This is a genomic window from Paenibacillus sp. ATY16 (assembly GCF_003399985.2).
GTDB lineage: Bacteria > Bacillota > Bacilli > Paenibacillales > Paenibacillaceae > Pristimantibacillus > Pristimantibacillus glycanilyticus.
In genome coordinates this window covers 114,356-137,358 of sequence record NZ_NMOK02000046.1, presented here as the reverse complement: position 1 = coordinate 137,358, position 23,003 = coordinate 114,356, and the positions used below count along the sequence as shown (strand labels likewise).

30 protein-coding genes are annotated in these 23,003 nt (G+C 45.6%); 8 read left to right on the top strand and 22 right to left on the bottom strand.

Annotation, left to right across the window (positions count from 1 at the left end; genetic code table 11):
• Positions 1–29 precede the first annotated feature (29 nt).
• Positions 30–617 (bottom strand): DUF1349 domain-containing protein, encoded by a 588-nt coding sequence (locus tag CFI03_RS24940; protein ID WP_116394395.1) that lies wholly within the window; start codon positions 615–617, stop codon positions 30–32.
• A gap of 220 nt (positions 618–837) precedes the next feature.
• On the opposite strand from CFI03_RS24940, the gene CFI03_RS24935 reads away from it, so the two are divergent.
• Positions 838–1,068: a hypothetical protein gene (locus tag CFI03_RS24935; protein ID WP_116394394.1), complete on the top strand. Its 231-nt coding sequence runs from the start codon at positions 838–840 to the stop codon at positions 1,066–1,068.
• Between the two features lie 22 nt (positions 1,069–1,090).
• Here CFI03_RS24935 and CFI03_RS24930 read toward each other — a convergent pair whose 3' ends face one another.
• A complete protein-coding gene (locus tag CFI03_RS24930; RefSeq protein WP_116394393.1) occupies positions 1,091–2,164 on the bottom strand; it encodes a sensor histidine kinase in 1,074 nt (357 codons plus the stop codon).
• Between the two features lies 1 nt (position 2,165).
• Positions 2,166–2,852, bottom strand: a complete 687-nt coding sequence (locus CFI03_RS24925) for a response regulator transcription factor (RefSeq protein WP_116394431.1) — start codon at positions 2,850–2,852, stop codon at positions 2,166–2,168.
• A 189-nt stretch (positions 2,853–3,041) separates the two neighbouring features.
• On the opposite strand from CFI03_RS24925, the gene CFI03_RS24920 reads away from it, so the two are divergent.
• From CFI03_RS24920 to CFI03_RS24910, 3 genes are read left to right on the top strand one after another with little or no spacing between them, the layout of a single operon-like run.
• Positions 3,042–3,671, top strand: a complete 630-nt coding sequence (locus CFI03_RS24920) for a DUF2306 domain-containing protein (protein WP_116394392.1) — start codon at positions 3,042–3,044, stop codon at positions 3,669–3,671.
• 13 nt (positions 3,672–3,684) lie between these two features.
• Positions 3,685–4,194, top strand: a complete 510-nt coding sequence (locus tag CFI03_RS24915) for a rhodanese-like domain-containing protein (RefSeq protein ID WP_116394391.1) — start codon at positions 3,685–3,687, stop codon at positions 4,192–4,194.
• 41 nt (positions 4,195–4,235) lie between these two features.
• Positions 4,236–5,612, top strand: coding sequence for an aminotransferase class V-fold PLP-dependent enzyme (locus CFI03_RS24910; protein ID WP_116394390.1), 1,377 nt, complete (start codon positions 4,236–4,238; stop codon positions 5,610–5,612).
• 76 nt (positions 5,613–5,688) lie between these two features.
• Here the strand turns inward: CFI03_RS24910 and CFI03_RS24905 are convergent, their stop codons facing one another.
• On the bottom strand, positions 5,689–6,588 hold the full coding sequence (locus tag CFI03_RS24905; protein WP_162862789.1) for a YusW family protein: 900 nt from the start codon (positions 6,586–6,588) through the stop codon (positions 5,689–5,691).
• A 171-nt stretch (positions 6,589–6,759) separates the two neighbouring features.
• The gene (trhA, locus tag CFI03_RS24900; protein WP_116394388.1) at positions 6,760–7,395 is read right to left on the bottom strand and encodes a PAQR family membrane homeostasis protein TrhA; all 636 of its coding nucleotides are present in this window, start codon (positions 7,393–7,395) and stop codon (positions 6,760–6,762) included.
• A gap of 292 nt (positions 7,396–7,687) precedes the next feature.
• Here trhA and CFI03_RS24895 point away from each other — a divergent pair, with 292 nt between their 5' ends.
• Positions 7,688–7,852 carry a hypothetical protein gene (locus CFI03_RS24895; protein ID WP_248760593.1) on the top strand — a complete coding sequence of 55 codons (165 nt, stop codon included), beginning with the start codon at positions 7,688–7,690 and terminating at the stop codon, positions 7,850–7,852.
• Between the two features lie 78 nt (positions 7,853–7,930).
• Here CFI03_RS24895 and CFI03_RS24890 read toward each other — a convergent pair whose 3' ends face one another.
• From CFI03_RS24890 to CFI03_RS24880, 3 genes are read right to left on the bottom strand one after another with little or no spacing between them, the layout of a single operon-like run.
• Positions 7,931–8,206, bottom strand: a complete 276-nt coding sequence (locus CFI03_RS24890; protein WP_116394387.1) for a DUF1048 domain-containing protein — start codon at positions 8,204–8,206, stop codon at positions 7,931–7,933.
• A gap of 9 nt (positions 8,207–8,215) precedes the next feature.
• Complete coding sequence (locus CFI03_RS24885; RefSeq protein ID WP_116394386.1) at positions 8,216–8,563, bottom strand: DUF1048 domain-containing protein; 348 nt, start codon at positions 8,561–8,563, stop codon at positions 8,216–8,218.
• Positions 8,560–8,868, bottom strand: coding sequence for a PadR family transcriptional regulator (locus CFI03_RS24880; protein ID WP_283094688.1), 309 nt, complete (start codon positions 8,866–8,868; stop codon positions 8,560–8,562). Before CFI03_RS24880 ends, CFI03_RS24885 begins: the two co-directional genes overlap by 4 nt.
• Before the next feature lie 295 nt (positions 8,869–9,163).
• On the opposite strand from CFI03_RS24880, the gene CFI03_RS24875 reads away from it, so the two are divergent.
• Entirely contained in the window at positions 9,164–9,364 is a 201-nt protein-coding gene (locus tag CFI03_RS24875) for a hypothetical protein (protein ID WP_116394384.1), read from the top strand.
• 86 nt (positions 9,365–9,450) lie between these two features.
• On the opposite strand, the gene CFI03_RS24870 is transcribed toward CFI03_RS24875, so the two are convergent.
• Positions 9,451–9,813, bottom strand: coding sequence for a MerR family transcriptional regulator (locus tag CFI03_RS24870; RefSeq protein WP_116394383.1), 363 nt, complete (start codon positions 9,811–9,813; stop codon positions 9,451–9,453).
• Positions 9,814–9,945: 132 nt separating this feature from the next.
• Between CFI03_RS24870 and CFI03_RS24865 the strand changes: the two genes are divergently transcribed.
• Positions 9,946–10,584, top strand: a complete 639-nt coding sequence (locus CFI03_RS24865; RefSeq protein ID WP_116394382.1) for a nitroreductase family protein — start codon at positions 9,946–9,948, stop codon at positions 10,582–10,584.
• Positions 10,585–10,646: 62 nt separating this feature from the next.
• On the opposite strand, the gene CFI03_RS24860 is transcribed toward CFI03_RS24865, so the two are convergent.
• From CFI03_RS24860 to CFI03_RS24800, 13 genes are all read right to left on the bottom strand, one after another.
• On the bottom strand, positions 10,647–11,750 hold the full coding sequence (locus CFI03_RS24860; RefSeq protein ID WP_248760589.1) for a HAMP domain-containing sensor histidine kinase: 1,104 nt from the start codon (positions 11,748–11,750) through the stop codon (positions 10,647–10,649).
• A complete protein-coding gene (locus CFI03_RS24855; protein WP_116394381.1) occupies positions 11,728–12,414 on the bottom strand; it encodes a response regulator transcription factor in 687 nt (228 codons plus the stop codon). The genes CFI03_RS24860 and CFI03_RS24855 overlap by 23 nt, the downstream gene beginning before the upstream one ends.
• On the bottom strand, positions 12,389–12,994 hold the full coding sequence (locus CFI03_RS24850) for a class I SAM-dependent methyltransferase (RefSeq protein WP_116394380.1): 606 nt from the start codon (positions 12,992–12,994) through the stop codon (positions 12,389–12,391). The genes CFI03_RS24855 and CFI03_RS24850 overlap by 26 nt, the downstream gene beginning before the upstream one ends.
• A gap of 165 nt (positions 12,995–13,159) precedes the next feature.
• A complete protein-coding gene (locus CFI03_RS24845; protein ID WP_248760587.1) occupies positions 13,160–14,347 on the bottom strand; it encodes a Ger(x)C family spore germination protein in 1,188 nt (395 codons plus the stop codon).
• 230 nt (positions 14,348–14,577) lie between these two features.
• Positions 14,578–15,291, bottom strand: coding sequence for an ABC transporter ATP-binding protein (locus tag CFI03_RS24840; protein WP_116394378.1), 714 nt, complete (start codon positions 15,289–15,291; stop codon positions 14,578–14,580).
• Positions 15,291–16,412, bottom strand: a complete 1,122-nt coding sequence (locus tag CFI03_RS24835) for an ABC transporter permease (RefSeq protein ID WP_116394377.1) — start codon at positions 16,410–16,412, stop codon at positions 15,291–15,293. Before CFI03_RS24835 ends, CFI03_RS24840 begins: the two co-directional genes overlap by 1 nt.
• Before the next feature lie 131 nt (positions 16,413–16,543).
• Positions 16,544–17,110 (bottom strand): TetR/AcrR family transcriptional regulator, encoded by a 567-nt coding sequence (locus CFI03_RS24830; RefSeq protein ID WP_116394429.1) that lies wholly within the window; start codon positions 17,108–17,110, stop codon positions 16,544–16,546.
• A gap of 230 nt (positions 17,111–17,340) precedes the next feature.
• Positions 17,341–17,667, bottom strand: a complete 327-nt coding sequence (locus CFI03_RS24825; protein ID WP_116394376.1) for an NIPSNAP family protein — start codon at positions 17,665–17,667, stop codon at positions 17,341–17,343.
• A gap of 139 nt (positions 17,668–17,806) precedes the next feature.
• The gene (locus CFI03_RS24820; protein WP_116394375.1) at positions 17,807–19,240 is read right to left on the bottom strand and encodes an MFS transporter; all 1,434 of its coding nucleotides are present in this window, start codon (positions 19,238–19,240) and stop codon (positions 17,807–17,809) included.
• 96 nt (positions 19,241–19,336) lie between these two features.
• A complete protein-coding gene (locus CFI03_RS24815; protein ID WP_116394374.1) occupies positions 19,337–19,921 on the bottom strand; it encodes a TetR family transcriptional regulator in 585 nt (194 codons plus the stop codon).
• Between the two features lie 71 nt (positions 19,922–19,992).
• Complete coding sequence (locus tag CFI03_RS24810) at positions 19,993–20,469, bottom strand: nuclear transport factor 2 family protein (protein ID WP_248760584.1); 477 nt, start codon at positions 20,467–20,469, stop codon at positions 19,993–19,995.
• A 371-nt stretch (positions 20,470–20,840) separates the two neighbouring features.
• Positions 20,841–21,218 carry a VOC family protein gene (locus tag CFI03_RS24805; RefSeq protein ID WP_116394373.1) on the bottom strand — a complete coding sequence of 126 codons (378 nt, stop codon included), beginning with the start codon at positions 21,216–21,218 and terminating at the stop codon, positions 20,841–20,843.
• Between the two features lie 86 nt (positions 21,219–21,304).
• The gene (locus CFI03_RS24800) at positions 21,305–22,123 is read right to left on the bottom strand and encodes a helix-turn-helix domain-containing protein (protein WP_116394372.1); all 819 of its coding nucleotides are present in this window, start codon (positions 22,121–22,123) and stop codon (positions 21,305–21,307) included.
• A gap of 354 nt (positions 22,124–22,477) precedes the next feature.
• Here CFI03_RS24800 and CFI03_RS24795 point away from each other — a divergent pair, with 354 nt between their 5' ends.
• The gene (locus CFI03_RS24795; protein WP_116394371.1) at positions 22,478–22,900 is read left to right on the top strand and encodes a DUF4275 family protein; all 423 of its coding nucleotides are present in this window, start codon (positions 22,478–22,480) and stop codon (positions 22,898–22,900) included.
• The last annotated feature ends 103 nt before the right edge of the window (positions 22,901–23,003 follow it).

Here is a 23,003-nt window from a genome sequence, read left to right as displayed (position 1 = left end):
AATTCCCGGCTGCTGTCGTGTCCCAAACCTTATTTACCCATGCGAATATTTTTGACCGTTTTTCTTACAATGGTCAGATTCTCGTAAATTCTTTTGCCGCCGTTTCCTAACGGCGCTTGTGCCAATAAACCGACTTTGACGGTCTCATCCGCAGGCAAGGCGAAAAACCTCATCATATAAAAATTCTCGCCATCCGTGGAATAATGGAAGGCAAAGGAATTCCCGCTTCGGCACGCTTGGAGCCACACCGTGTTATCCTCGATATTGCAGCCGTTCGCATCATCGGATTCTTCCTTCGTAACAACGCTAACAACCGCGTGAGTATCAAAATCCGTTAATTCAAAGCAAGCCTTTGCCCAATGCGTGAGATCCTTCATGACCATAATGGAAGAAGAATCGTATGTATCTTTGAAATCATGCGACACCTTCACCCGCATAACAAAATCGCCGGATATATGCGTATAGTAAAACGGCGCATTGCATAGTGATTCCGGCGTGATCCCTTCATCGGCTGCTGCCCCGTGGTTAATGAAAAAGTCGCTCCTCTCTGTCGCCAGTATCTCAATTCTTCCATCCGTTTCAATGATTTCGCTCTCATTCATCCATTCAAAATTCATCGTTCTGCCTCCAATTCATTAATGGAAATTACTTATAAAAGTAACACATTTAGTAATTAAGAGCACTACAAAAATGCGCGTTCGACAGGAATTCGCCAGGCAGTGATGCAATCGATAAACCGGGAAAGCTAGTGAAGTACAGGGAAGCTTTTCCTGCAAATCGTTTGAGTATAGTGAAAAGGCGGGTAAGTATAATCATAAACGATGTGAGGTGATTGCGATGAATCCATTCGAGCGTAGCGCCGACCGCCGGCGCAAACAGCAGGGCAAGCGTGACAATCCGGAGGGCGTTCCAACGGAGAAAGAGAGTCTGTTCGACAAGTTTGCCAGCGAACGCACCGTTGATCCCATTCCGGTCGAGGACCAGACGATTGAGCAGCAGGACGAGAAGGAGAAAGACCGCACGAAACGGGATTCCTCCAGCGAACGCAAGTATCGTACAGGGATCTGACCAACCCGTTATCCTAAGCAGTTCAGCTGTTACCGTCAGCAGGAATCCAGCCCGAGAGAAGGGCCCCTCCTGCTGGATGATTGCTAGCAGCTAACTCGCCTCCATGCTGGCGAATGATTCGCCGTGATATGGTGAGCCCCAAGCCGGCTCCTCCGGTCAAGCGATTCCTAGACTTCTCTCCCCTGTATAACGGTTCAAAAACCTGCTCCTGCTCTTCCATTGAAAAGCCCTGCCCGGAATCGTGGATCGTAAAAGACATTTGATCCTTCTCTCTCCAATATTGAACGTAAATGCGTCCGCAATCCGGTGTATGCCGAACGGCATTGTCCAGTAGATTGCTTATTGCGCGCTCAAGCAGGTGCGAATCTCCTTGAATGATGCAGTCGTCCGGCATGGAATGAAGAAGAACGGAGATTCGCTTGGCTTTCGCTTGCGGCGCCAAGCTCTCTATCGATTTTTGAACGATACCTCCAAAGTCCACTCGTTTTCTATTTAACTCCGCCTCCTGATATTCCATCTTAGTAAAGGTGAAGAGATCTTCGACCAACCGGTCCAATTGCGCGGATTTTTGCTTGCACACGGCTACGTATTTCGAAATTTGTTCCGGCGTTTGCGCGATGCCCTGCTCAAGTCCGTCCAAATATCCGCGTAAGGCAAATAACGGCGTCCGCAAGTCATGAGCGACGGCAGCGATGATGAACCGCCGCTCTTCCTCCAGCTTCGCTTGTTTCAAATGCGAGTCCTGTAGCCCGTTTACCATTAATGCAAAGCCATTCCGAACTTCGGAAATTTCCCTGATCGTCGATTGGGGCAGCTCTATGTTCCAATCGCTTCCCGCTATCTTGCGCGCTGCCAGGCCTAGCCCCTCAAGGGGCTTAAGCAGGAACTTCCTCATTTGCAAGCCAACGATAACGAATGCGGTCAGCAAGCCCACGAAAGCAGCCACCATGGGAACCGCATAGGAATCCGGCCCGTCCTCTCTAATATGCAGCGATTTCGTAGTAATAAAAAATACAGCGACAAAGAAAATCCAAGGCAGCAGCAGAAGTAATCCTAAGCTAAGCAAGGAATGCGTACGCAGACGAAGTTTTTGCATCCTACACACCCTCGAAGCGATAACCAACGCCCCATATATTCATAAGCTGCTGCTGATCGGAATCAAGCTCGATTTTCTCGCGAAGACGGCTCAAATGAACGCGCACGGTATGTTTATCCCCAATGCCCTCCCAGAACTTCTCCAAGAGCTGGTCATAAGTAAACACCTGCTTCGGGTGCTCCAGGAACAATCGCAGCAGCTCGTATTCCTTCGGAGTCAGCGAGACATTCGCTTGATCCACGAACACTTCTCTCGTACTCGTATCAAGCTTAATGCGGCCATATTCGAACACCCGATTCTTATTGGATGGGGGCGTTCCCGTGCGCCGCAGAACAGCCTTTACCCGGGCAACAATCTCGCCGGGCGAAGCGGTTTTGACAATATAATCGTCCCCGCCAAGCGTAAGACCGCGAATCTTATCGACATCTTCGCTGCGGGCGCTCAAGAACAAGATGGGAATGCTGCTCTCCGCCCGTATTCGCCGGCACAGATCAAAGCCGTTTTGTCCCGGCATCATAATGTCGAGGATGATGCAATGAACGGTATTTTGCTGAAGGATGTCCCATGCCTCCAAGGCATCGTTAGCCGTCACAACCCGGAAATGATCATTCTCCAAAAAGTCCCTCAATAATTCAACGATACTTTGATCGTCATCCACGACCAAGACGGTCGGTTCTTCCTTATTCATGTTCATCCCGCCTTCCTTCCAAGTATGCCCGTGATCAAAAGTGTACCATCTTCGTCCCGGAAAAAACGAGCGATCCTCATATTGTGACGGTTTGTTTATTATTTTGTGATGATTTGTGCGTCTAATTCGAGAGACTCTCTTGTTATCCTTCTATTTAGCGCTTCAATACATGGGAGGTTACGAGAAGTTTTGGTTAAAAATCTATCTTTCTACAAATTGGTTGCCGTTGGTTGCGCCGTTTACATCCTCTATTCGCTGGCCAGCAATTACATGATCGATCCGGGTGCGGAGACGTTCCTAAGTCGCAAGACGGATCTAACGCGGGAGCTTCAAACGTCAGCCTGGTTAACGGTCTTGTATGTTCATATCGCGTTCGCCTGCATCGCCATGGCTTCGGGGCTTCTCAACTTTCGGGCCAACAGTCATGCGAAGTCCCCCCGGTTTCATCGATTGAATGGTTACGTTTACGTATCGTCCGTGCTGCTGGTAGTACTGACCTCCGGCTATATGGCCCCTTATGCCACAGGAGGAAAAATGAGCAGCATGGGCTTTAATCTGCTTAATCTGATTTGGCTCGCCGTCACAACGACAGCGATTGTGCACATCCGGAAAAAACGGGTTCTTCAGCATCGCCGGTGGATGATCCGCAGCTATGCCTTCTGCTTTACGAATTTGCTCATTCACCTGTTTACCTTCATCCTGCACAAGATGATTGGCATTACTTATGCAACCAGCTATACGATTGGACTTTACGGGGCGATCGTATGCATTCTTGCTGTTCCGGAATTGAGTTTGAGAATCGGGAAAAAGCCTATTTGAGGAGGTTTGAATAATGAATGCTGCCTATACGGATCTAACCTTTCATGAGCTGCAAGCCAAATTAAGTAAAAGAGAGAATGTAAAGATTATTGATGTTCGGTCGCCTAAAAGCTTTGAACGCGGTCATATCAAAGGCGCTATCAATATTCCTTATCCCTCCTGGTCGAAACCGCCCAAGTTGTCATCCGAAGAAGAAATTGTAATCATCTGCTATGTCGGCATGGCTAGCCGTAAAGTGTCGGAACGATTAGCTCAGTCGCATGGCAAGGTGTTTAACTTTAGAGGCGGTATGGCGCAGTGGCAGGGTGAAATAGAATCGGAAAATATGGGCGGTAAATGGAATGCGGAGAGGGTATATAGCTTCATCCTTGGTTTTTTACTGCTGTTGGCTTTGCCCATTGCATTATTGAATCCTTGGTGGGGAGTGGGCTTCTCCTCTTTAATGGCACTAGGAGCGATTGTCTTTGGTATTACCAACTACAATCCAATTACGAAATGGATTCGTTCTTATGGGTTTAAGTGAAGTGCCGATCAGGCAGGTTCGAAAAGGAGGCCAATAGCAATATGAGACATTTTCTAGCTAATCAAATGCAACCCAAGCCGAACAAAAAGCTGAGAAAATTAATCATGGGGTTGGAGGAAAAGATTCCTGTAGAGGATGGGCGCTTCGTCAAAGGAATCTATTTCGATAATGCGGCCACAACCCCGCCATTCAAAAGCGTTTTAAAAGCTATCGAACAATTTGCCCCCTGGTATTCGTCTGTTGGCCGGGGAAAAGGCTACAAATCAGAGCGCACAGCAGAATACATCGAGCGTACACGCTTGAATATTTTGAATTTTGTAGGCGGAAAGGAAGATAGCCACACGGTTATTTTCACGAAAAACAGCACAGAGTCCATGAATCTTCTCTCGCATATTTTGCAGCAGATCACGGATAAACGTTATGTTCTCGTATCGGAAATGGAACATATATCGAATAATCTTCCTTGGAGAGAGCGCTTCGAGGTTGAATACATCGCCGTTAATCAAGATGGCCAGATTCAATTGGAGGATTTAAAAGACAAGCTTATAAAATTGCGGGGACAAATCGGGCTTGTCTCCATAACGGGGGCATCGAACGTGACAGGCTGCGTAAACCCGATTTACGAGGCAGCCGAACTGACACACCGATACGGAGGAAAACTACACGTCGATGCTGCCCAGCTCATTCCCCATGAATCCATCGAAATGATGCGTCCCAACTTGGCTGAAAATATCGATTTCCTCTCTTTTACGGGACATAAATTGTATGCCCCATTCGGAACGGCTGTGCTGATTGGAGGAAAAGATGAATTTCAAGATGCGGAGCCGTTGCTTAAAGGAGGAGGAACCGCTCAAATCGCTTTGAAATCTTTTGTTCAGTGGAATGAAGCCCCCGAAAGGTTTGAAGGCGGGACTCCTAATGTGATGGGTATTGTGGCCTTGCAAGCAGCCATCCGTACCCTTCAGCAGATTAATATGGAAACGATCAAGGAAAATGAGAAGCAGCTCATGAATTACGCTATTAATAGGCTGCATGCTATTAACGGTTTAAGCTTATTTAGTGCTTCGAACCACAATCTGCCGCAAGTGAGCGTTCTTTCGTTTACCATTGAGGGGCTGCATCATCAGGACATTGCGCAATTCTTAGCGAAAGAAGCGGGCATTTCCGTCCGGAGCGGCTTTTTCTGTGCGTATCCCTATGTGCAGAAGCTCCTTCTGCTAAGCGATGAGAGGCTGGATGAAATACGGAAAGATCCCGGCATTCCCTCTCCAGGCTTAGTCCGAATTAGTTTAAGCTTTTATAATACATCTGATGAGGTCGATCGACTAATAATGGCGTTGCAACAAATCACTTCTAACAAGGAATTTTATACGAATAAGTATGCGGAGGTGCCGAAGGGAATTTGCGGCGGACGCTAATCGCTCGGAAAATTGATCATTTTTGCTTCAAAAAAGAGCCGGACATCGTTACTCCGGCTCTTTTTTGAGTTTCGTATTAATCCTCGTGGTCATGCTCTTCATGCTCTTGGTGTTTACCATGATTGCCTTCATGGCCGTGGTCCTCGCCTTGATCATCATCGTCTTCGTCATCTTTTTGACCTTTATTTTGGTCGTGGTCCCGGTCGCTGCGATTCAATTGCTTTTGCTGTTTCTTCTTTTCTTGCTGCTCTTTATGAGCCTTCTGCCAAGCTTGCTGAAGCGCTTTTTTCTGTGCAATCAAAGTCTTTTTCTGCTCTTGCTTCGCGGATTGCTCCTTAGCTGCAAGCTGTGCCTTCTGATTATCTTGCACCGTTGATTTTACCGTCTGAGCTTTCGCCTCGTCCTTGTCAGCTTCATCGCCAGCGTCAACGTCAGCGTCGTCTTTCTCGTCCTTGAATTTAAGTTCTTCCGAACGATCCTTCCATTTCATATCGATGTTCATTTCGACTTTAGCAGGCTCGACGGCAAAATGAGTGAACAACGCATCCATGACTTGCTGCTTGTCCATGTTTGCTTGCAGCTTGAGTGCCGCGAGCAGCTGCTCGATGAATTGAGTCGCTTCATTTCCCGTCAAATATTTTTTCTGATCCTCGCCGATTTTAATTTCTACCTTGGACTCGGTCTTTGCTTCTTCCTTTTCAAGCTCGATCTTAACTTTCACGTTATTGCCATCGATTTTCAACTCCAATGCTTTCAGCTGATCAAGCTGAATTGGAGCTTCGCTGGCGGTCGGTTGAGCTGATGCAAGCTTAACTTCAGCCGCAGCCGTCTTTGACGGGACAACGTATGAATCGCTTGCTGCCCGATTGTCCTCTTTGATTGCGGAAGAATCGTAGTCTGCGTAGGCAACAACGCCGTAAGAAAGCATAATTGTGCTTAAAGCACCGATTAATATATAGGAAATTTTCTTCTTCAAAATATACCTCCTCAGGTTGCAAACATGCATGTTTTGGTTCTTGGCAGCCAATATAGGGTTTCGTTGCGTAGGAATCTTTTTAAGTCCGTATTTTAGAAAAGTCCAATAGAACGAATATTAACAACACAAAAAAGCCGCGATTTTCGCGGCTTTCATGAATTCATATGTTTCTCAGACATATATGAAAATCGAAAAGAAATGGCAAATCGATCCGGCGATAACAAAGAGATGCCATACCGCATGATGGTAAAGGAATCCTCTCCATACGTAAAAGACGCTGCCTACCGTATAACACACGCCGCCGATGACCAGAAATACAAGACCGCCATAGGCTAAATGATCAACTAAAGCTCCCCATGCAAAGACGATCATCCACCCCATAATGACGTAACCAAGCGTAGATAGGAATAGAAATCGCTTTACGAAGAAGCATTTAAACACCACGCCGCCGATCGCAAGCCCCCAAACAACGCCAAATAAGCTCCAACCCAGCGGACTTCGTATCGTAACGAGCAGGTACGGTGTGTATGTGCCGGCAATAAACAAATAAATCGATCCATGATCGAAAATTTCAAACAAATCCTTTACTTTTCCTTCCGGAAAGCTATGCAAAAGGGTTGATGACATATATAAAATAAACATAAAAAATCCAAACAGGACAAACGATACGATATGCCATGTTTCACCAATGTAACTCGCCCTGACAATGAGCAGCACCAATGCGGCAATACTCAATCCGGCACCAATGCCATGGGTGATTGCGTTAGCTGCTTCTTCTTTTTTCGAATAGACATGCGTATTTGCCATAGGTTCCTCCATTTGCTTCCGTTCCGAAAAAGTTTTTACTTCTATCTTAACATGAGCGCATTCTCATAGCATAATCAATGAGGCTCCGTCGCTCAGCTGTTATTAACGCTTCAAACAATCTTAATTATCTCTACCTCATCCCTAAATCTAGCCGCCTCCCAACATAGACTAATTATGGTATAGTTCTGTAAATATATTGAACAAGGTGGTTAAACGATTGTTAGTCAATACCGATACTTATTTCTGCATGCATAGCAATATTATCCACTTCCGCCGGCAGGGGGACCTCGTTATGGCGACCGGTTGGGTATGTATCGGCAGCGTCACCCATGCGGTTGGTTTCTGCAGTACCTATAAGCCGCTGCTGCCTAGCCAAGTTCATAAGTCGCCCTTCGGGCTCACTTTGCCGCCAAATGAAACGAAAAGCTCCGTCCTAAGGGGATCGAGCTTTTCGTGATTAATCCGCGATCATCAAGAAAAAAGCCGGTACAGCGCATGCTGATCGGCTTCTTTTCATCTACTGAATGCTATCCGCTTAGGTTTTTAAATTTTTGATCAGATCGTCGCAGAAAGCGGCAACGTCGCTACCCGTCACTTCGAGCACGCCTTTCCCCAAGGCTGCCCCCTCTTCGAAAAGATCGATAATCCCCGACAGCACCCCCATCCAGTCGGTGAGCTCGACAGGGCCGACCTTAAAGAGATACTTTTGGATCTCTTTATATACGATCTGATAATCACGCGGGAGGGCTTTGATGCGCGCCACGTGCGCACGCCACTCTTTTTTGCCTTCGATAATATCCCGTATGCTCATTTTACCCTCCTATTTGCCTAGTTTTTTGGCGATGCTATTGTTCAGCTGCTCACGCCATTTGTCGCGGAAAGACTTTGCCCCTTCTTCGCCGGCTAGCGCCGAACAGAAGCCTTTGATATCGTCACCCAGAACCTCTCGGACGCTCTGACCGTCCGCAGCCGTTTCCTCAAGCAGCCCCAGAACGCCATCAAGAATCGGCATGAGGTTACGACCGGTAAAATCGGAATACTGGAATAGAATGGATAAAACTTCCTTCCATGCCGCTTGATAATCAGCCGGCAGCTTTTTGGCGCGCGATTCAAAAGCTTTGAATTCTTTGGTCATGTCGCTGCCCGTGATTTTTTCCCAGAAATTCATGGCTTCTCCTCCTTTAACTCGTTCATTTTTAATGATATGAACTCCCACTTATCCCAGAACCTCCGCAATTCCTGGCGCCCCGCGTCATTGATCGAGAAAAATTTCCGCGGCGGTCCCATGTCGGAGGGTTTCTTCGTGATCTCCACCAGCTTGTTTTTTTCAAGCCGAATCAGGATGGTGTACACCGTCCCCTCCACAACATCCGTAAAGCCAAGGGCGTTCAGCCGCCGCGTGATTTCATAGCCGTAAGTTTCTTTGCGGCTTATAATTTCAAGGACAGCCCCCTCAAGCACGCCTTTAAGCATTTCAGTTAGATTTTCCAGCACAATCACTCCTTGCTATTCTGCATCACCGGTATTCAGCAGTACTTACTACCACTATAAAGTAACACGAAGTACCGAGGATGTCAATATCGCCAACTTCTTCAAAAAACGTCGATAAAACTACCTAATATGCGACAACGGAAAGTGACATTATTTATCCGCAACCTTCTATATAATCGAGTAGCGGCAAAAACTATGAATACCGAAATGATAGTCAAGGTAGCGTGTATTTGAAAGTTGCCGCCACTAATAAGAGACACAGGGAAGGTGGAACTGCATGTACGTAAGTCAAACGATGCAACAGGTGAAAGAAGAAATGTTAAATGGAGAATGGGTGGGTAAGCTCATTCATTTGCGTGACACCACTAAAACGATTAAGGTAATACTTGAACCTATACAAGCGGGAAATGGTTTTTTAGAGTTCTATGAGGGGTTGGGATACGGCTTCTTCAAATGGAGTCAAGGGGTAAGTGCGTAGCAAACGAATTTAGCTATCAATTAAAATAGGATGACCCGAACAGGCAAGCGATCCTGACGACCGCTTGCCTTTATTATGCGTGCTTTTTAAGATTGGCAATGGGTCTGAAAACTCGCTTTGCCCTTCAACACGTCCATTAAAAATATTTTTGATGATTCCAACTTTGCTTTTTGCTCCTGAATATGTTGAATTTTCTCCAGTACCAACGCTTTCTTCTCCGAATAAGAATTTTCGCTTTCATTGATGAGCAGGATTAATTCCTGAATGGTAAAGCCTACGGAGAGCAGCGTTCTTACATCTTCGAGAAAGCCCACCACTTCTTTAGCGTAGACGCGATAATTATTTTCATCCCTCGATACAAATTGCACCGGAATCACCTGCTTGCGTTCATAGAAGCGCAAGGTGGATATCGGCAGCCCCGTCAGCTTGGATACTTCACTCGCTTTCATTACCTATTCCCCTCTGAACCCTAAAATAAATTCATACTTGCTATGAACCAAGGTTCATAGTTCACAATAAGCACATGTTAACCAGTGACATAACGAAAGTCAAATAAACTGGCTATCAAAAGGAGAGATCTCATGCCGAAACCAATACCGAACAACGATTTTAACAACATCGTCACTGGCCGGCGGTCAGTACGCCATTATGATGAGAACATTAAGATCTCAAAGGAAGAAATGTTGGATATCATCAAGGAAGCGAGCCTGGCGCCTTCTTCCGCGAATATGCAGCCATGGCGCGTTATCGTCGTTCATACCCCTGAAGGAAAAAACAAGCTTCGGCCACTCGTGCAATTCAATACGGGGCAAAATGATACATCAGCCGCTATGCTTATTATTTTGGGCGACACTCAAAGCGAACTTTACGTAGAGGAAATTTATGATTCAGCTGTAGAACAAGGGAAAATGCCGAAGGATTTGCGCGATAAGCAAGTCACGCAAATTATGGACATGTTCCCCCTGCTCCCTAGAGAAATTAAAATCGAGGTCGCCAAAATCGATGCAAGTTTATTTGCCATGCAACTGATGCTGGTTGCCCGCGCGCATGGTTATGATACCAATCCTATGGCGGGCTTTGAACGCGATACGATTGTCCGCGCATTCGATCTGGACGATGAACGTTATGTACCGGTTATGATCCTCTCGATCGGCAAAGCCTCGCAAGAGGGACATGAATCTGTACGTTTGGACAGCGAGCAAATTACTTTTTGGCGCTGATTATAACTCGCAAATGAACAACAGCCGATTTCATATAATCGGCTGTTGTTCATTTATCATCCCTAGGCAAGGGGGAGTTCCAATGTGAACGCATATTGACCATTCTCATACTCGAGTGTAAGGCAACCATCCTGATGCTCTGCAAGTTGCCTCGCAATGGCAAGACCTAGACCAGCACCTACTTGGATATGAGTATTGGGGTCCATATTCTCCGGCTTATAAAAACGATCAAAGAGTTTAATTTCTTGCTCTTTCGTGATTTGTTCTCCCTCGTTCGCTACTGTTAAATATACGAATGCTTCGTTAGACGTTAGCCGTACATCAATAACTTTGGGTGGCTTTGAATATTTCAGAGCATTCATCAGCAAATTATCCAAGATTCTTGCGACCTGTTCGGGGTCAATATGGACGGCTGCCTCCTGTATACTTATATGTTGCCTTACGACCACATGATTTTCTTCGGCAATGGGGATAAACTCAAACAACACCTGCTCCACCAGCTCCCGCATATCTGCTTGTTGCTTGGTCAAAATCATGTCTCCAGAAGTTAGACGGGTATAGATAAATAAATCGTCAATCAGCTTTTTTAGTTGTTGGGCTTTGCTAAAAGCATTGTTTATAAAACGGTTGTATTCATTCTCGTCTATATAGGATCTTTTGCGAAGCAGATCTAAATAGCCAATCATACTCGTGAGCGGAGTGCGAAGATCATGAGACACACCCGTGATAAGATTCATTTTAGATTCCTCGGCCTCTTTTTCCTTCCTTTTTTGCGAGGAAAGTTGTTCCGCCATCATGTTCATATTTCTAGCCAGCATGCCTAACTCGTCTTCCCGTCGAACAGGAACCCTATATTCAAAATTACCTCGAGAAATAAATCCGAGTCCCTCCGAAAGCACGGAAAAATAATTAATCATACGCTTCGTTAACAGATAAAAAGTTAAAAGAAAAATCACGATGAAAACAGCCAGCGATGCGAAGATTAATATCGGAATATACTCAAGCTTTCCTTTGGACGTAATCGAATCGAGCAGTTGTCCGACAAGGCCAATAATATACAGACTAAGAAGGTAGGACAATAGAAGGGTAAAAACCGTAGCCCCCAGAAAAGAATATCTTACGCTGCGTTTTATTTTGAATCGCTTATTTATCCATTTTATAGCCAACACCCCATACCGTTTTGATATACTCTGGCTTTCTTGGATTAATTTCGAGCTTCTCCCGCAGATTTCGAATGTGTACCATAACCGTGTTATCCGAGAATCCAACCCGCTCCTTCCACACCGATTCATAGATGGTATCCGCACTAAAGACTTGTCCCGGGTTAGACGCGAGCAGGCTTACAATCGCGAATTCAAGCGGTGTCAGCATGACTACTTGCCCCCGAATCGATACAAAGTGCTTGGCAATGTCGATCACGAGTTCATCGATGGTTATCTGGTCATGCGCAGCTTCTTTCGATGCAAGCATGTTCTGTCGCCTTAACTGCGCTTTCACGCGGGCAATCAGCTCCATAGGATTAAACGGTTTGGTTACGTAATCGTCGGCGCCTGTCGATAGTCCCATGATCTTATCCATATCTCCTTCCTTCGCGGAGAGCATGATGATGGGGACGGAATATTGTTCCCGAATGTGCATGCATGCTTTTATACCGTCCATTCTTGGCATCATGACATCCAAAATAACAAGATCCACTTTCTGCCGAGAAAGCCTTTCGATTGCTTCTAATCCGTCGCCGGCTTCGAGAACCGAGTGTCCTTCATTTCGCAAGTAAACGTGAATAACGTCTCTGATTTCGGTATCATCATCTACGACTAATATGACGCCCATATGACTTCTCTCCTTCGAACTTCACTGGTTTCCTACAAACATAAACAAAAGCTGGCGGAATATTAAAGGGAACCAAAGAAATGGTTTCAATTTCAAAATGCTCCGAAAGCAGGTTTTTCATTTGCAAGGAATACTGAAAAGCAATTAGTTTACCACCCGGTTTTAACGCTTCTTTGCATTGTAAAATCAATTGGAGACGCATGGCGGGGGAAAAATTATAAAATGGCAATCCGCTAAAAATGTAATCCACTTCATGGATTTTATGCTTTTTGAGCTGGTCAACTAATCTTAAAGCGTTACCTTCCCTCATAAACTGCGGAAAATCCTGTTGAAGCCTTTGGGCCATTTCTTCATCTTTTTCAAATAAAATCACCTTGCTTTTATGCATGACGCGTTTTGCAATCGCATGTGTTATTGCGCCAGTGCCAGACCCAACTTCCACAATATTCTCTGCTTCCTCCCATTTGGCTGCTGCAACCATACGATTGGCCAAATAACGCGAACTGGGAGTAATACTCCCCACATATTTAGGATTATGAATGAATTTTTTGAAAAAAAGTAGTGAATTATTCCTTAACATGTAATCACCTCATTGGAATTTAGATGCTGAAATCAGTCTAGAGAAAAAAACTTAGTTCCTGCGTAGGTTCTTTCTAAAGAAATCCTGAAGATTTTTTTGTCCACAAAAAAAGCAGCCACATTTGTGGCTGCTGCTCGCAGTGATACCTCTAATGCCGTACGTATTCTAATGATCTTTTCTCCCTAGGTTCTCGCTGCTCATGCCTAGTCGGAATAAGTTCGCTTCCGCCGCTACTTCAAATTTTATTTTTGGAAATATTTCGTCCCAATCTTTTCGATATGTTTTGGTCCATATTTGCGGGTAAGCAAGATACGCTTTTAATCCAAAGCCGATGGCATCGCTATTATTTTGCTGCATCTCTTTTAGAGCAAGATTAATATGATGGACAATATTTTGTGCGATGCTTTGCTCTATTCGTTTTCGTTGCTCCGAATAATCATAATTTCTTTCCTGATTTTTATCTTCGCTAATACTCGCCTTCACCTTGGAGTGAATACGATAGGACAATTCGCCATTCTTCACAATGGGCTTAATGCTTATAATCGCATGATTAATCGTTACTGTTAGATAATTCCCGTCTAAATGAAGGGTCTCATCATAATCTCGAACCGACTGATTTAGAAGCCGGAAACCTATAGCCGATGCCCCTTCTAGTTTCCCAGTCATTTTCCCATCATGGAAAAGGACAAAACCTTCGCTTCGAATATCTTCAGATTCCTGGCCCTTTATGTTTGTTTTTACCTTCTGCACATACGGGAGAAAGACATCTTCGCCTACGGTAATTAATTTACAGACCGCTTCCTTTAGATTGATGCGAGCAGTCGTTTCTGATTGTAATTGCTCTCTAATCGATTCTGCAGAGAAACGCTCAATACGCGTATTCGCGTTAAGCAAATCAATCGCTTTCCCTTCAGAAACGGCTATAAAAGTGGACAATCTCTTTTCTGGGGTACGAGTTATAGCATCGATAACGGTTTCGATTCCTTCCGTTCTTGCCAGTTCCTCTCCAACGATGATTACACGTCGATGACCGAAGAACAGATGCCGCGGGAGACGAAATTGAAGCTTTGAAACGGCATCGCTAACGGTCTTGCCTGTCTCTGTCTTAATGGTGAAAGGTTTCTGTCCACCGGATCCACCCCCGCCGCCCGTGTTACCCATATTCCCCGTAAGCGGAATAAGGACGCTGATACGAATAAGATCTCCTTCTTTATCAGCTCCACCTGCTAAGACAAACGCAACGTCATTTATTTCACGGCGATCCCAGCAGCCGGTCAGCAAGAGTAGCACTGCCAAACATATAACAGACAACACACGGTTTAAAGTGTTTATCTTCATAACTGTATTGGTCAATCCTCCTTGCTAGCATCCGGTCATACCGTGAATTGGGAACGACATGGATATAATCCCCTAAACACGCTAAATTATAACTTTCCATTTCGCTCTGCGATTTCCGTTGAAGCATGAGTTGCTTATCCAACAATAAAAAGCCGCGAATTTTCGCGGCTTTATCCTCCTAATACATCAGCAATCGACCGCTGAATGGTTGATAGACATGCGACCGCTGTGATTTCAATTATTGTTTAAAGATTCTCTTTGAGCCAACCGGAAACATTGGTTCCCGCTAGCGACAATCTGCCATCTTCCATCCGATACACTTTATCGCAATATTCAAGCATGCGTTCATCATGCGTGACCATAATCGCTGCTTTACGACGCGACTTTACCTCATTTGCAATCAGACTGACTACCTCATGGGCACGCTTGGTGTCCAGACTGGCCGTAGGCTCATCCGCCAAAATAACGTTGGGATTGTTTATTAAAGCACGCGCGATGGCCGTACGCTGCTTTTCACCGCCTGAAAGTTCCTCTGGGTAGCTCTTCAACTTGGATCCGAGCCCTATCTCCTCGAGCAACTTAACGGCAAACATCCGATCCTCGGATCTCACCTTTCCCGACATTTTCTTCACTAAAAGCAACTGGTCAAGGACGTTCAAATAGGGGACCAGATTGGATGATTGCATAATAAAGCCGATTTCTTTCAATCGTACATTCGAAAGTTCTTTCTCGGAAAGCTTAGAGAGAAGATGCCCATTCAAGTTGACTTCTCCTTCTGAAGCTTTAAGCAATGCACCCGCAATGGAAAGAAACGTACTCTTGCCTGACCCGGAAGGCCCGATGACAGCAACAAGCTCCCCAGGCTCCACCGAAATAGAGACCTTTTCAAGCGCGGATATCCGGTTCCTTCCCTCGGCATAAAACTTCGTAACGTTGCTGATATGGAGTCCTGTTGTCATTATTCTGCCCTCCCAAGCGCCTTCAGTGGATCAATTTTCGTTATTTTACGAACCGAGACCAGTGAACTAAGAACGGCTATGACAAGAAGAATGACAGAGTACTCGATAACGAGGTTCGTCTCCAACTTGAACGGCATTCCCTTCGGCATGATTGCGGCAGTCCCGTAAGTAAGCAGAACGCCAATAACGATACTCGTCAATGATAGTACAACGACCTGTGAGACAATGGCAGTGCTTAAAAAACCGTTTCTTGCGCCGATGGCTTTCATTACGCCGAATTGATTGGTCTTCTGCATCGTAATGACATAGAAGAATACTCCTAGCACGAATGCCGATATCGCAAGCAAAAAGCCCAGCATCATCATAATCGAGCCGTTTTCTTCCTTGTACCCCGGCATACCGTGAATAGCCGCTCCGCGCGTGACGGTATCGGTATTGGAGAGCTTGCTGCTAATATAAGTAGGATCGATATGCTTGCCCTGCAACATGATTGCATTAATCGGGCCAGCAATTCCCTTATCCGAGCCCGGCGCGGCGAACGCAATCTTCCGCCATTCGGACATCGGAACAAATACGGCTGAGAGGTGGTTGTACGTCTGATTATCAACGAATCCGATAATCGTCAAAGCTTGTGTCGAGCCGTCAAGTTGAAAAGTATCCCCAAGCTTAAAGCCTTCATCCTTCATCGTCTTGTTTACAATGACGCCTGTTGGATTGGCTATAGATAATCCTTTACCCTCAATTACAGTCGGCTCCAGGAAGCTGCCGGGAAGTATCCCTAACATTGCGATATCGACTTTATCCTCGTTCTTTGTGCTATTTCCTTTCAAAGCGGTGGCCATCGTACTTCCCATTGGGGATGCGGCTGTTACATTAGACAATTTCTCCGCTTGCGCCACCAATTCATCGGATAACAAGGACTTGCCCATGGTCGACTGCGACCCTTGTTCAAAGACCACATAATCGGCCTTCATGTTTTGGAAAGTGGACGCTGCAAGCGACGATAATCCATTACCAAGTCCCGATAGGATGAATACTAACCAAGCAACTAAAACAAAAATAATGACAATCATCAAAAATTTCATCTTGCTGTGCATGAGTTCCTTTAAAGCTAAAAACATGCTCTGTCACTCCTCGCTCTTCATTTATGACACTTGTGTCATTTTTGTTATAGATCAAGCACTTTCACAGATTCCGTCCCCCCTATTAAACAACATATCCGACACTTGTGTCAAATTAAAAAGAGAGCCACCTACCTTTGTGCCCCTCCTATCCACATTTGAAACAAAAGCTTGCTCCATTGGGGATTAGGGACGTTTATCATATTTGGGGTGTTAATGAGGTTGAAAAAACCACCGATCAGTACCGGGAGCGGAATGTCTTCTCTGAGATTTTTCTCTTGTTGCGCTCTTTGAAAGAGACGCGTAAGTTGAATTTTTAGCGTAGTATGGCCTTGCTCAACAACATCTAGATCCCGACTAGCCGCAGCCGAATTTGTTGTATTAATTTTATGAGCATCGCCTAAAAGTTGATGAAGCTTGGATTCGTCAACATAAATGTCAAGCAGTTCCTGAAGGGCTTGCATTGTATCGGTCTCATCGATTGCTGAAGCCTTCTCGATGACGCTCGAGATCACACGCTTCATGCAGGCAGCCACAATTTCTTCTTTATTGGCATAATACTGATAAATCGTACTCCTGGCACCGGGTAAATGCTGTGAAAGCAACTTGAGGTGAAACCCGTCATATCCATGCTCCAGCACTAACTTTTTTGTTATGTCCAGTAGTTCTGACTCCGTATATGATGGTTTTCTTCCCATAATTACTTCTCCCTTCAGCATTTCAAAATACATTATTCTCGGTAATCCTTTTCTGAGAATGAAAGAGAACTTCTAGTTTGAAATATCAGTCTAACATAACTGCAAGTGAAATGGTAATCTCACAGCCAGCTACTGTGTCATTGCGTTATCCTGCCCTTTACTTCAGCATAAATGGCAACTGAGCCGGATCAGTTGCCATTTATTGTTCTTGACTAACATTTCCCTTTAGTTCAATTTCCCAATCCGAAAAATTCAGCTTGATTCATAAAATATTCATCAATTTTTTCGACTATGAGCCCTCCGTTTTCTTCCGAGTTGCGTTTTACTTGAATCCATTCAGTGTCTTTCTTAAACTGCTCCCATAGCCTTTGACGCTGCGCCATATCCTTAAATTCCATCACATAATATAGTTTATTTTGGCCTGTTGCATCAATCCAGAAATTCACGACCTTCATTCCCAGTCTTGTAAAAATGCTAAATGTATGCTCTTTAAATCTGTCTTGAATGGCATCCATTCGGCCTTCGTAAATCGTATAGATTCGCAACTCGTATAGCATGTTATTTCCTCCCTGAATGAATCGGATTGGTAATCCAGCATTTCGACTTTTTCTATATAGTACCATATATTGATAGTCTTCCATCAGCTATATTCAATGTTCAAATCTTTCTTTATTTCAGTTCCGTTTTCCTCCGTTATTAATGGCCTGCGACTACTTTCCTATCCTCGGTTGAAGTTTTGTTTGCTCTTTTTAAAGCGACGAACGCCACGAGTATACCGACCAGCGTAACCACTGCTGCAACCATAAACGCTGTATGAATGGACGAATTAAGAGCAGCTGGACTCATCGATTCCATTGCAGTATCGGAGCCGAGGGCAGCCGAAATTATGGCCATGATTACCGCAAGCCCAATCGCTCCGCCGATTTGCTGACCAGTATTGATGACAGCGGAAGATACTCCTTGTTCACTTGAATCGACTCCGGTGCTTCCGGCGATAAACATCGTCGTGAAAACAAGCGCTTGCCCAAGGCCAATGATGATTGTTCCGGGAATAACCCCCCAGGCATTGCCTGAAACCGATAATTGGGTCAGCAACAGGAAGCCGATGCCTCCAAGCGCCATCCCCGATGCAATCGTGCCGGAAATCCCGACTTTGGTTATCATGGGGGTTATAAGCCTTGCTCCAAGAAACGCGCTCAGCGTCAGCGGAAGGAAAGTAAAGCCGGACTGGATGGCCGAATAATGCAGGACATTCTGGGTATACAGCGTCAGGAAGTAATAAAGCGTTCCGAACGAAGCAGAGAACAAAAAGGCAATAAGAGCCGCGCCAGTCAAATTGCGGTTACGAAACATGCGGAAGTTAAGCAGCGGACCTTTCGAACGTTTTTCGATCACGACAAAGGATGCGAGAAGCGCGGCACCGACTAGCAGGAATGGCAATGTGCTTGCGCTAAGCCAACCCGAGACGGGAGATTGAATCAGGTAATACACGATGAGAAGCATGCCGGCCGTAACCGAAACGGTCCCAGCAATATCGAAATGCTTGCTGCCGCTCGATGCTTTGCTCTCTTTGAGAACAACCGGAGCTAGCAAAACGGTGAGCAAAGCGATTGGAACGTTAACGAACAACGTCGCTTCCCAGCCGATAAAGCTGGTGAGCACGCCGCCAAGCAGCAAGCCAAGCGACATACCGACACCGCCCATTGCAGCCCAGATACCCATTGCCCGATTCCGTTCGGCGCCTTCTTCGAAGTTAGACATGATGAGCGATAGCGTTGCCGGCGATAGGAGGGCTCCACCCAGGCCTTGCAAGCCTCTGGCTATAATCAGCATCAATTGGGATTCGGCCAGTCCGCCAAGCAGCGAACCTAACCCGAACAAGGACATAGCTATTATGAACATTCTTCTTCTGCCCATCATGTCCGAGAGTCTTCCCCCGATGAGCAGGAATCCTCCGAACGCTAGCGAATACGCGCTAACGACCCATTGCAAATGGTTTGCAGAGAAGCCAAGTTCCATTCCTAGCGAGGGCATCGCCACAAAAATAATCGTATAATCAAGTGCCATAATTAATTGGGAGACGGCAAGCACCAAAAGCGCCGCCAATCCCTTAAAAGGGCTGCTATTCATCTTTTTCATCCTCCTATTTCGGACTGATTGGTCTAAAAATGCATTATTGACTGAATGGTCTAATAAAGGCAGCGAAAGGAAAGCAAAACCTTCCCGTCAAGCCTCAAGTGTCGATAAGGATACTTTTGCAAAGTCTTCGAGCACTTCTGGATTGCTTGTTAGTTTTGCCACTTGGGTCAGTGCATATCGTGCATGATATAGATATCTGGCCAACGCTTGCAGGTCCTGTTCGGTGCTCAGCTCCTGCCGCCGTTTTCCCCGAACCAAAGCGTCATGGAAGGCACGCTCAAGTTTTATCCGATCTTCTTCGAACAAGGCGGCAATCTCCGGTTCGTGAGGAACCTGATCAATAGCGCTGTTTAGAATGAAACATTCATTACGCCGGTTCTCATCCTGAAGGACAAAGACGATCTCGCGGAAGATGGCGTTGATCGCTTCCTTCACGGATTCCGACTTCTCCAAATAAACGACAACGGCGGATGATTTTTCGTTTACATAGTGCTTTACGGCCTTAATGAAGAGATCCTTCTTCGTGCCGTACGTATCATATAAGCTCTGTCGCGCAATGCCCAGCTCTTGGAGCAATATCGGAAGTGACGTTCCTTCGTACCCGTAATGTCCGAACACTTCCATTGCCTTTCGCAAAACCACGTTCATATCGAACTCTTTGTTTCTTGCCACATGGGATTCCCCCTTATCTCGTCCCTATACTACCTTTAATGGATCGTTCAGTCAAGATTACGGCATACGCATTATCCGGAAAACCGTACGGCGTCGCTTTCGCTGCCAACGGACTCAATTGCCACCAAAGGATTCCAGAAATCGCGGTAACTTTCGATAAGGCCGTCTTTGGTTCGAACGACACTGATATACGTTTGATTATACGGGTTCCCCGTCTCTCGATGCTTGCCAGCAGACTTGAATTCGGCAATCGTCAGCTCCGGATCCTGTGCCGGATGAAAGACGAGATCGGTGAATTCAACCTCAAAATGCTTCGGAAAGTTCTGCATATATTCAAAGAGCTCAGCCTTGCCTTGCTTTCTGTCGGGGAACCCTGCTGGTCCGTACGGGAATTCCAATACACCGTCCTCCTGCCACAAGTCGACCCAAGCCTCAATATTGCCGCCGGACAGGTGCTTCAGATGATTGCGGAACGTTTCTTGCGCTTGCTCGCGAATAGTTTCTTGCGATTCTTTCATTTCGATGTTTTGTTGATTTTGATTTAACATGGTTAATCCCTCCGTTTTTTGACCATTCAGTCTAAAATGTTGTAAAAAAAAGCCCACTACCTGTATCGCGTGAAAGTCTGCTTCTATATCGTTTGAGCTTCCCTCCGCTTGATGAGTTTATAATAACATTTCCGGACTGAACGGTCAAGAATTAATTTACATTCTTTTCCCCTCCTTTTTCCTTCCTTGACTTCAAGTGAGATTCAGGCTTTATAAGGAGATCGGAAAGGAGGGTGAAAGTTTCTGTAGGTTCGGGAATGATCTTCAATAAAAACAGGCAGCAGATCATTGATCTGCTGCCGGTTTTTTGTTGTAAACTAATGTGTCCCGTTTTTTATTCCTCAATAAGAAACAAGCATATCTTCTCATCGCTAAGCGACGAGACTGATTAAATTGTTATCGGGGTCCTTTATGATCGCATATCGCTCTCCCCACGGTGTATCTCGCGGCTCGAGGAAGCCGTCATACCCAAGCGTCGTCAACTGACGGTACACGTCATCCAGCGCTTCGTTGCTGGAGAACTGAAAGGCGAGCTCGGTCCGGTAGCCGACAGGATCTTCCCAGCCTTCAAAAACACGCTTTACCGATTCCACCATATCGAATGCAAACACAATTCCTTCTTGCTCCACGTCTACGTGATGCGCTTCGTCGGCGCCGTCCGGAATAGCCAGCCCCAGTACGCGATAAAAATCCAACGCCCTCTTCATCTCTTCTACATAAATCGCGACTCGTTTCAACTTTACCGTCATGCTTTGCAGCTCCCCTTGCCTTACTTAATTTTCACTCCCATTATAGTAATTGTCCTTCATTGCAAAATAGTAAAAAACGGACTTCCTCACTCCTGCTTGGTCAGCCGTTTGAGTGGAAGTCCGTAATATCGCTTAAAATCGCCAGCGAAGTGCGACTGATCGTAGTACCCGTGTTGAAGCGCCAAATCCGTCAAGCTGAAATAGTCTCCGCTGTACAATTCCTCAAGCACGCTTTGAAAGCGAACGATGCCAAGCATCTCCTTCGGGCTGAGGCCAAGCTCGAGTTCAAAAGCCCTTCGCAGATGCCTCTCGCTGAAGTTCACTTTATCCGCCAAATCCGTTACGGAAAGATTACCTTTGACCTCGTATATATACTGCATGCTCTGGTAGACCAAAGTGGGAGCAGGCGCCTCGGTCGTAGCCAATATTTGGCTCAATTGCTGCTCGACGATCTCGATCCTCTCTTGCAACGATTGCGCAATCAGCAGCTTTTCGACCCAATCGAGAGCCTCTTGTCCCCAGAGATCCTCCAAAAACACACGATTTGCCGTTAATGTCGATATGGGAGACTTCAGAATCGTGCGAGCCGACTCCGAATAGAGCCGGATGCCCCATACCGAGCGTGCTTTTGCAAATTGCAAAACTTCGACCTGCGTCGTTAGCCCCACGACATAAGCGGCCTGCCTGCTTGATGAAGCGTATAGGTCCACTATAATATCGACACAGCCATCGGGGATGACTCGATGCCCCGGATTTCCCGGTACTGGCAGGAAATCCACCGTCCAATAAGCAGCTACATGCGACGCCAGGCGACGGCTCGGCGCAAACTCCCGGAAGTTGTGGGAGTGGAAATGCAACTGCGGCTGCAATTGCGGGGCATGCAAGGGTCGGTAAGGATGGCTCATCTGCGATTCTTCCTCCTATTACGTGAAAAATCTTGACACCTTGGTGGCTTTTTACCATCTAACTTTGATACTAAGTCGTCCGACACGTTAAAAGCTCCTCAAGAGCGGTTACCCGGCAGCCTTAGAGGAGCAGAAAAAAAGGTTATGTACCTATGGTAGACAATTCGGGCGCGTTATGCCAATTAGAATAAACTAAGACGGATTAGAATCTACTTATTTACATCGATATCGTCGGTTATTGCAGGTAGGTAGCTTTCTTTTTTTGAACTATCGTTCCTCGATAGTTGAAACTCCTAGGCATCATTACCGTTCATGTTATAATTCCATTTAGGATTAATTTCTGGGGGATTAATAATGGTGATGTCTGAACGTCTCAAGAAAAAAATGAGCGTGTTGGAGATTCCAATTTGGGGTGGCTATCTACGCTCACAATGGGAAACACATTTCGCTTCACACCTTAGTGAAAAAGATAAAGAGGATATCTTTCTTAATGACGAAGGTGGCTATCTATGGCATTTATTCAGTTATAACAGGAAAGAACATCTCGAAAAGAGTGCGGCAATACAAGCATTCATTAAACAGCCTAAAGGTTCTTGTTTTCTATTTTATCAACATTCGAACTATGCTTTACGACTTGAAAACGCAGACAAGTTGACCATTCAGGATTTACATGACCAATCAGATGTTTATATCGTATCGGTGGATTTTAGTTGGACATATGTTGTGACGCATGAAAAAGACTGGATTGGACCCTACTTTAGCCGCCTCACCAGTTAACATAAGAAAACTCAGCCGATCATTATGAGCGGCTGAGTTTTTCTTCAACAAACGTTTCCCATAGCTCAATCATTTAAGACCTTACAACTTTTTCATTGCGGAA